Raw genomic sequence first — 8,691 nt, 5'->3', positions numbered from 1 at the left:
CTCCCGTCCGTCGGTCGGTCACGCCGGGCGCGGGTGCGCTCGCTGGGCCGTTCCGGGCGTACCTGGTCGTTCCGGGCGTACCTGGTCGGTTCTTTCGAGCAGGGACGCCCGATCCCGCTTCCCAGTCCGGGCGTCATGGGAAGGAACGGACTCCAGCACCCGTGCATAGGGTGGGCAGATGGCAACCCCGTTCGACGTCCCGAGCACCCTCCCCTACGCCCTGCCGCCCTTCGGCGACGTGCGACTCGAGCACTACCGACCGGCGTTCGAGGCCGGCATGGCCGAGCAGCGCGCCGAGGTCGAGGCCATCGCCACCGACCCGCACGCCCCGACGGTCGAGAACACCCTGGTCGCACTCGAGCGATCCGGGCAGCTGCTGACCCGCGTCAGCCACGTGTTCTTCACGCTGTCGTCGGCCGACTCGACGCCGGAGCTGCACGACCTCGAGGCCGAGGTCTCCCCGCTCCTCGCCGCCCACCGCGACGCGATCACGCTCGACTCCCGCCTGTACGCCCGCGTGCAGGAGGTGCTCGACGGCGCCGCGGCCGCCGGGCTGACCGGTGAGGCGCTGCGCCTGGTCGAGCGGACCCACGCCGAGATGACCCTGTCGGGCGCGGGCCTCGACGACGCGGGCAAGGAGCGTCTGACCGCGATCAACCAGGAGCTCTCGACCCTCACGACGACCTTCGAGCGGAACCTGCTCGAGGACACCAACGACTCCGCCGTGCACGTGACGGACGAGGACGAGCTCGAGGGGCTCGACGACGGGGCGAAGTCCGCCGCGGCCGCCGCTGCCGCCGACCGGGGTCTGGACGGCTGGCTCATCACGCTGCCGCTCTACACCGGACACCCGTGGCTGTCGTCGCTGGCGAACCGCGACCTGCGTGAGCGGATCATGCGCGCCTCGCTCGCCCGCGGCCGTCGCGGCAACGAGTACGACAACCGCGAGGTGCTGCTCCGCATCGTCCGGCTGCGGGCCGAGCGCGCCGAGCTGCTCGGGTTCCCGAACCACGCCGCCGTGGTGACCGCCGACGAAACGGCGAAGACCCCCGAGGCCGTCGACGGGCTGCTGTCCTCGCTCGTCGGCGCCGCGGCACGGAACGCCGACGACGAGCGCGCTGTCCGGTCGCGCACGGTCGGGTTCGACATCGAGTCGTGGGACTGGGCGTACGCCACCGAGATCCTGCGTGGCGAGCAGTTCGCCGCGGACAGCACCGCGCTCCGCCCGTACTTCGAGGCCGACCGGGTCCTGCACGACGGGGTCTTCCACGCCGCCGGCGCCCTGTACGGCCTGACCTTCACCGAGCGTCCGGACCTGCACGGCTACAACGACGAGGTCCGGGTCTTCGAGGTCACCGGCGACGACGGCGAGCCCGTGGGGCTGTACCTGCTGGACCTCTACACGCGTGACGGCAAGCGCGGCGGCGCGTGGATGAACCCGGTCGTCGAGCAGTCCGAGCTGCTCGGCACCCTGCCCGTCGTGGTCAACAACCTCAACGTCGCGAAGCCGTCCGCCGGCTCCCCCACCCTGCTCATCCAGGACGAGGTCGAGACGCTCTTCCACGAGTTCGGCCACGCCCTGCACGGCCTCATTGCCCGCACCACCTACCCGCGGTTCTCCGGCACGAACGTCGAGCGGGACTTCGTCGAGTTCCCGAGCCAGGTGAACGAGATGTGGCTGTCGTGGCCGTCCGTGCTGGCGAACTACGCGAAGCACCACGAGACCGGAGCACCCCTGCCGCCCGAGCTCGTCCTGGGGCTCAGCGAGTCCGAGGGGTTCAACGAGGGCTTCGGCACGACCGAGTACCTCGCCGCCGCACTGCTCGACCAGGCGTGGCACCGGCTGTCCGCAGCCGACGCCGCGGCGGTGACGTCCGTCGAGGACTTCGAGCGTTCTGCGTTGGAGTCGGCCGGCATCGCGGTCGAGGCCGTGCCGCCGCGCTACTCGTCGACGTACTTCGCGCACACGTTCTCGGGCGGGTACGACGCCGGCTACTACGGGTACATCTGGTCCGAGGTGCTCGACGCCGACACCGTGGAGTGGTTCCGCGACAACGGCGGGCTGGACCGTGCAGCCGGCAAGCGGTTCGCCGAGCGTCTGCTCGGGGTCGGCGGGGCGAAGGACCCGCTCGAGGCGTACCGGGACTTCCGCGGCCGCGACGCCGAGGTCGGGCCGCTGCTGCGGCGCCGCGGGCTCGAGTAGGCGCGCCGGCGCACGCCACCGCGCGCTGGCGCACCGCACCACGAAACGGACACAGCACCACGGAATCCCGTGGTGCTGTGTCCGTTCGCTGGTTCCGGAGGGCTACGCCGACTTCTCGACGCGCTTGGCCCGGGGCCGCGGCACGATCGTCGGCGCCGCGTTCTCGAGCACGGACTCGCGGGTGATCACCACGCGGGCCACGTCGTCGTCGGACGGGACGTCGAACATCACCGGGCCGAGGACCTCTTCGAGGATCGCCCGGAGCCCGCGTGCACCCGTCTGGCGCAGCACCGCGAGGTCCGCGATGGCTTCGAGCGCACCCTGGTCGAACTCGAGCTCGACGCCGTCGATCTGGAACATCCGCTGGTACTGCTTGACCAGCGCGTTCTTCGGCTCGGTCAGGATCTGCATGAGCGCCGCCTGGTCGAGCTGCGACACCGTCGTGACGACGGGCAGACGACCGATGAACTCGGGGATCAGACCGAACTTGTGCAGGTCTTCCGGCAGCACCTCGGAGTACAGGTCCTGGTGGTCGGTCGCGCTGTGCAGGGGTGCCCCGAAGCCGATCCCGCGCTTGCCGACGCGCGAGGACACGATGTCCTCGAGCCCGGCGAACGCACCCGCCACGATGAACAGCACGTTCGTCGTGTCGATCTGGATGAACTCCTGGTGCGGGTGCTTGCGGCCGCCCTGCGGCGGGACCGAGGCGACCGTGCCCTCGAGGATCTTGAGCAGCGCCTGCTGCACGCCTTCACCGGAGACGTCGCGGGTGATCGACGGGTTCTCGGCCTTGCGGGCGATCTTGTCGACCTCGTCGATGTAGATGATGCCGGTCTCGGCACGCTTCACGTCGTAGTCGGCGGCCTGGATGAGCTTGAGGAGGATGTTCTCGACGTCCTCGCCGACGTAGCCGGCCTCGGTCAGGGCGGTGGCGTCCGCGACGGCGAACGGCACGTTGAGGCGCTTGGCCAGGGTCTGCGCCAGGTACGTCTTGCCGCAGCCGGTCGGGCCGATGAGCAGGATGTTCGACTTGGCGATCTCGATGTCGTCGCGGTCTTCGGCGGCGGTGATCTGCCCCTGCGCCCGGATGCGCTTGTAGTGGTTGTAGACGGCCACGGCGAGGGCGCGCTTCGCCGGGTCCTGCCCGATGACGTACTCCTGCAGGAAGTCGAAGATCTCCCGCGGCTTGGGCAGTTCGAAGTCCCCGCTCGAGGTGTCCTCGCCGGCTTCGGCCAGACGTTCCTCGATGATCTCGTTGCAGAGCTCGACGCACTCGTCGCAGATGTAGACGCCCGGTCCGGCGATGAGCTGCTGGACCTGCTTCTGGCTCTTGCCGCAGAACGAGCACTTGAGGAGATCGCCGCTCTCTCCGATGCGTGCCATTCCCGTGCCTCCCTGATTGGACATGCCGGCCGCGCTGTCGCACCACCGCTGGTGCACCGCTGCTGGTGGGCACCTCGTCGTGGACACGAGCCTAACCGCAACCGGTGACACCGACCGCGATGCCCCTCCGGAATCCGCCCGCGCGTTCGCCCAGGGCGTGCGAGCCTGCTACGGTGATCCGGACTTCTCTACATCTTGTAGAACAGCAGGTGCAGAACCACCCCGGAAGGAACCCCATGCAGAAGCGTCTCGCCGCCGGCGGCGCCGTCACCCTCGGTGTCGCAGCCGTCATCGTCCTCGGCAGTGCCACGGCGGCCAGCGCGCACGTGTCCGCCACGGCCACGTCGACCGCAGCGAACTCGTACACCACGGCGACCTTCTCGGTCCCGCACGGCTGCGACGGCTCCCCCACGACGAAGATCCAGTTCCAGGTGCCGGAGTCCGTCATCGAGGTCACGCCCACCGTGAACCCGAACTGGACGATCACGAAGGCGACCGAGCCCTACACCGACCCCTCGGCCTCGGCATCCGACGAGGACCACGCCGAGACGGCCGCCGAGCGCGTCACCAGCGTCACGTACACCGCGAAGACCCCCCTGCCCGCCGATGAGCGCGACACCTTCGCGCTCTCGTTCTCGCTGCCGGACGGCAAGGCCGGCGACCTGGTCGAGTTCCCCGCGATCCAGACCTGCGAGAAGGGCAGCGTCGAGTGGAACCAGGAGCAGAAGGCCGGCGAAGCCGAGCCCGAGCACCCGGCCCCCTCGATCACGCTGACCGCCGCCGAGGCGACGGACGACGACGGCGACCCGATCGCCGCGACCCCGACGGCCGAGGCCGCCGGCTCGACCGGCTCGAACGACCCCGACCTGGTCGGCCGCTTCCTCGGCCTCGGCGGCCTGGTGCTCGGCGCCGTCGCCCTGGTCGTCGCCGTCGCCGGCACGCGTCGTCGGGGCTCCGCCAAGTGACGCAGTGCGGCTCGCGTCGGTCCCGGTCACGGTCCTCTGCCTGGAGGCTCGTGGCCGGGACCGCCGCGGCCGTCGCGATCGCCGGTGGCGCAGTCCTCGGGCTCGCCGGCCCGGCCAGCGCGCACAACTACCTGATCTCGTCCGACCCGGAGGTCGGCGGCACCCTGACCGAGCTGCCGAAGACGTTCGACATCACGACGAACGACAAGCTGCTCGACATCGGCGACTCGGGGTCGGGCTTCGCGTTCCGCATCGTCGGCCCCGACGGCAGGTACTACGAGGACGGCTGCGTCGACGTCGAGGGGCCGTCGATGACCACGACCGCCGCACTCGGCGACTCGGGCAAGTACACCGTCGAGTGGCAGATCGTCTCCGCCGACGGGCACACCGTGTCCGACGAGTACCCCTTCACGTGGAAGGCACCCTCGGGCTTCACCCCGGCCTCGGGTGCGGCGAAGCCCCCGACCTGCGCCACCGCCGGTGACGACGACGCCGGCTCGGACACCACCACCGGCACCGCCTCGGGGTCGAGCGACTCGGCGGCGTCCGACGCGATCTGGATCGGCGCCGGTGGCGTCGTGCTGGTCGGCGCGGTCGTCGCGGTGCTGCTGCTCCTGCGCCGCAAGCCGGCCCCGGAGTCCGACGACACCGACGACTAGCCGCAACGCAACGACGAAGGCCCCGCACCGTTCGGTGCGGGGCCTTCGTCGTTCCTGCTGGTGCTACTTGACGAGCGCCGGCAGGTTCTTGCGGCTGGTGAGGACCTGGTCGATCAGGCCGTACTCCACGGCTTCCTGCGCGGACATGATCTTGTCGCGCTCGATGTCGTGGTTGATCTCCTCCGGCGTCTTGTTGGAGTGCTTCGACAGCGTCTCCTCGAGCCAGGTGCGCATGCGGAGGATCTCCGCCGCCTGGATCTCGATGTCGGACGCCTGACCGCCACCCTGCTGGGTCGCGGGCTGGTGGATCAGCACACGGGCGTTCGGCAGCGCGAGACGCTTGCCGGGGGTGCCACCGGCGAGGAGCACCGACGCGGCCGAGGCAGCCTGACCGAGGCAGACCGTCTGGATCTGCGGACGGATGTACTGCATCGTGTCGTAGATCGCCGTCATCGCGGTGAACGAGCCACCGGGCGAGTTGATGTACATCACGATGTCGCGGTCGGGGTCCATCGACTCGAGCACGAGCAGCTGGGCCATGACGTCGTCAGCCGACGCGTCGTCGACCTGCACGCCGAGGAACACGATGCGGTCCTCGAACAGCTTGGCGTACGGGTCCTGGCGCTTGTAGCCGTAGGCCGTGCGCTCTTCGAAGCTCGGCAGGATGTACCGATTGGACGGAGCCGGGACGTTCTGCGCGCCACCGAGCATGGGGAGATGCATTCTCGTTTCCTTTTCTTCGGTGGTGATCAGGACTGGGCGTCGGGCTCGGCTGCGCTGGTGGGCGTCTCGCCGTCGCCGACGGTGCCACCACCGCCGATGACCTCGGCACTCGAGGCGCGGAGGTGGTCGACGAAGCCGTACTCGAGCGCTTCCTGCGCCGTGAACCAGTTGTCGCGGTCGTTGTCCTTGAGGACCTGCTCGACCGACTTGCCGGTCTGCTCGGCCGTGAGCTCCGCCATGCGCTGCTTCATGTCGAGGATGACCTTGGCCTGCGTCTGGATGTCGGCAGCGGTGCCGCCGAAGCCACCGGACGGCTGGTGGAGCAGCACGCGGGCGTTCGGCGTGATGTAGCGCTTGCCGGGCGTGCCGGAGGACAGCAGGAACTGCCCCATCGACGCGGCGAGGCCGATGCCCACGGTGACGATGTCGTTCGGGACGAACTGCATCGTGTCGTAGATCGCCATGCCGGCGGTGATCGAACCACCGGGCGAGTTGATGTAGAGGTAGATGTCCTTCTCAGGGTCCTCGGCGGCGAGCAGCAGCAGCTTGGCTGCGATCTCGTTCGAGTTGTCGTCGCGGACCTCGGAGCCGAGCCACACGATCCGGTCTCTCAGAAGGCGGTCAAAAACACTGGGGTTCAGTGTTGCTTCGGCCATGGAAAAGCTCCCGTTCAGTTGTCGCTTGTTGTCGAACTTATCGGGTGCAACGCACCAGTTCTCGTCTGTTCGCCGACAGCAATGCGGTGGTGCGGAAATACGGACGGGAGGCGCGGTGCCAGCTGGCACCGCGCCTCCCGTCTGTCGTACTGGTGGCGTCGAGATCGTTACTCGGCGTCCCCTGCCGGCTCCTGCGCGACGCCCGCCGTGAAGGCGGACAGGTCGACTGCGTCGCCGTTGGTGTCCTTGACGGTCACCTTGGACAGGACGGTCGCGACCGCCTTCGAACGGGCGACCTCGCCGACCATGCCGGGGATCTGGCCGTTCTGGTCGATGACCTTGATGAACTCGGCCGGCTCCATGCCGTACTGCGCGGCGGCCTGGATGAGGTACTGGGTCAGTTCCTCCTGCGAGACCTGGATCTCTTCCTTCTCGGCGATCGCGTCGAGGAGGATCTGCGAGCGGAAGGCGGTCTCGCTGGACTCGGAGACCTCCTTGCGGTGCTCCTCGTCCTCGAGGCGGTTCTCCTGCTCGAGGTGACGGTGCACCTCGTCGGCGATGAGCTGCTCCGAGATCGGGATGTTGACGTCCTCGGTGAGCTTCTCGACGAGCTTGTCGCGAGCCGCGGCGCCCTGACCGAAGGTCTTGGACTTCGCGATCTGCTCCTTCAGGTCGGCCTTGAGCTCGTCGATGGTGTCGAACTGGCTGGCGATCTGGGCGAACTCGTCGTCGGCCTCGGGGAGCTCGCGCTCCTTGACGGCGGTGACGGTGACGGCGATCTGAGCGGTCTCGCCCTCGCGGTCGCCACCGACGAGCTTCGACTCGAAGGTCGTCGACTCACCGGCGGTCAGGGACTCGAGCGCCTCGTCGATGCCCTCGAGCAGGTCGCCGGAGCCGATCTCGTAGGAGACGCCGGTGGCCGAGTCGACCTCGTCGTCGCCGATGCTGGCGGTGAGGTCGATCTGCGCGAAGTCGCCGGTCTTCGCCGGACGGTCGACCGTCACGAGCGTGCCGAAGCGGGTGCGGAGGTTCTGCAGCTCCTCTTCGATCTCGTCGTCCGACACCTCGACGGCGTCGACGGTGAGCTCGTACGAGGAGTAGTCCGGCAGGTCGAACTCGGGGCGGACGTCGACCTCGAAGGTGAGGACGAGGTCGCCGGTGAAGTCCGCGACGTTCGGCAGCTCGGCGACGTCGGCCTCGGCACGGCCGAGGATGCGCAGCTCCTGCTCTTCGACCGCCTGGCGGTAGAAGTTGTCGATGGCGTCACCGACGGCGTGGTTCAGGACCTCGCCGCGGCCGACGCGCTGGTCGACGATCGCCGGCGGGACCTTGCCCTTGCGGAAGCCGGGGATGTTGATCTGCTCGGCGATGTGCTTGTAGGCGTGGTCGATGCTCGGCTTGAGATCGTCCGGCGTCACGTTCACGGTGAGCTTGACGCGGGTGTCGCTCACCTTGTCGACGGTGCTGGTGGCCAAGGGATGTTCTCCTGTTGGTTGACGTTCGTGTGGTCGGTGGTGCTCGGAGGACCTGGTCGGGGCGACAGGATTTGAACCTGCGACCTCCCGCTCCCAAAGCGGGCGCTCTACCAAGCTGAGCTACGCCCCGTTGCTTCGTGCCAGGGATCAGCCGCGCACGCCGAGGGGCGCATGCGACCCCGGTGAGTCTAGCGGTCCGACGGCGCGCTGTTCCCGGGGGTTGCTCAGTCGTCCTCCGCGGCGCGTCGCAGACCCCGCCGCCACCGGATCCCGACGGCCACCTGCACCCCGAGGGCAGCCACCGCGAGCAGCAGCCCGACGACGATCCGCCAGGCGTGCAGCAGTGCGTGCGCGGGTTGCGACTGCGGGTCACCGAACAGGTCGGGACGGAGGGACAGCACCGCGGCGGCGAGGACCACCAGTACGTACGAGACCACCCGCGACCAGCGGATGGTGCGCTCGGCACCGTCGTCCGGCTTCGGGATGACGCGCGTCGGCATGTCGGTGCTCGTTCGTCCGCTACGATGGTCGGGCTGCGCCTGGTGCGCAGGCGCGGGGATGTAGCTCAATGGTAGAGCCCCAGTCTTCCAAACTGGCTACGCGGGTTCGATTCCCGTCATCCCCTCC

8 protein-coding genes and 2 tRNA genes are annotated in these 8,691 nt (G+C 69.1%); 4 read left to right on the top strand and 6 right to left on the bottom strand.

Going from position 1 to position 8,691, the window contains the following annotated elements:
* The first annotated feature begins 178 nt into the window (after positions 1-178).
* The gene (locus BIU91_RS11455; protein WP_071405544.1) at positions 179-2,203 is read left to right on the top strand and encodes a M3 family metallopeptidase; all 2,025 of its coding nucleotides are present in this window, start codon (positions 179-181) and stop codon (positions 2,201-2,203) included.
* Positions 2,204-2,305: 102 nt separating this feature from the next.
* Here BIU91_RS11455 and clpX read toward each other — a convergent pair whose 3' ends face one another.
* Positions 2,306-3,586, bottom strand: a complete 1,281-nt coding sequence (gene clpX, locus BIU91_RS11450) for an ATP-dependent Clp protease ATP-binding subunit ClpX (RefSeq protein WP_017886000.1) — start codon at positions 3,584-3,586, stop codon at positions 2,306-2,308.
* Between the two features lie 236 nt (positions 3,587-3,822).
* Between clpX and BIU91_RS11445 the strand changes: the two genes are divergently transcribed.
* Together BIU91_RS11445 and BIU91_RS11440 are read left to right on the top strand one after the other, a co-directional pair.
* Entirely contained in the window at positions 3,823-4,551 is a 729-nt protein-coding gene (locus tag BIU91_RS11445) for a YcnI family protein (protein ID WP_071405543.1), read from the top strand.
* 50 nt (positions 4,552-4,601) lie between these two features.
* The gene (locus BIU91_RS11440) at positions 4,602-5,210 is read left to right on the top strand and encodes a copper resistance CopC family protein (RefSeq protein ID WP_071405542.1); all 609 of its coding nucleotides are present in this window, start codon (positions 4,602-4,604) and stop codon (positions 5,208-5,210) included.
* Between the two features lie 63 nt (positions 5,211-5,273).
* Here BIU91_RS11440 and BIU91_RS11435 read toward each other — a convergent pair whose 3' ends face one another.
* The 5 genes from BIU91_RS11435 to BIU91_RS11415 form a co-directional block, all read right to left on the bottom strand.
* Positions 5,274-5,933 carry an ATP-dependent Clp protease proteolytic subunit gene (locus tag BIU91_RS11435; RefSeq protein WP_027464696.1) on the bottom strand — a complete coding sequence of 220 codons (660 nt, stop codon included), beginning with the start codon at positions 5,931-5,933 and terminating at the stop codon, positions 5,274-5,276.
* Positions 5,934-5,959: 26 nt separating this feature from the next.
* Positions 5,960-6,589, bottom strand: a complete 630-nt coding sequence (locus BIU91_RS11430; protein WP_071405541.1) for an ATP-dependent Clp protease proteolytic subunit — start codon at positions 6,587-6,589, stop codon at positions 5,960-5,962.
* Positions 6,590-6,756: 167 nt separating this feature from the next.
* Positions 6,757-8,064, bottom strand: a complete 1,308-nt coding sequence (tig, locus tag BIU91_RS11425; RefSeq protein WP_027464695.1) for a trigger factor — start codon at positions 8,062-8,064, stop codon at positions 6,757-6,759.
* A 53-nt stretch (positions 8,065-8,117) separates the two neighbouring features.
* Positions 8,118-8,194, bottom strand: a tRNA-Pro gene (locus BIU91_RS11420).
* Positions 8,195-8,288: 94 nt separating this feature from the next.
* The gene (locus BIU91_RS11415; RefSeq protein ID WP_071405540.1) at positions 8,289-8,564 is read right to left on the bottom strand and encodes a hypothetical protein; all 276 of its coding nucleotides are present in this window, start codon (positions 8,562-8,564) and stop codon (positions 8,289-8,291) included.
* 54 nt (positions 8,565-8,618) lie between these two features.
* Between BIU91_RS11415 and BIU91_RS11410 the strand changes: the two genes are divergently transcribed.
* Positions 8,619-8,689, top strand: a tRNA-Gly gene (locus tag BIU91_RS11410).
* Positions 8,690-8,691 lie beyond the last annotated feature (2 nt).

The sequence above is a fragment of the Curtobacterium sp. MMLR14_002 genome (assembly GCF_001864975.1).
Taxonomy (GTDB): domain Bacteria; phylum Actinomycetota; class Actinomycetes; order Actinomycetales; family Microbacteriaceae; genus Curtobacterium; species Curtobacterium flaccumfaciens.
Note: the sequence above shows the minus strand (reverse complement) of the source record. Positions and strands in the feature narration are given on the sequence as shown.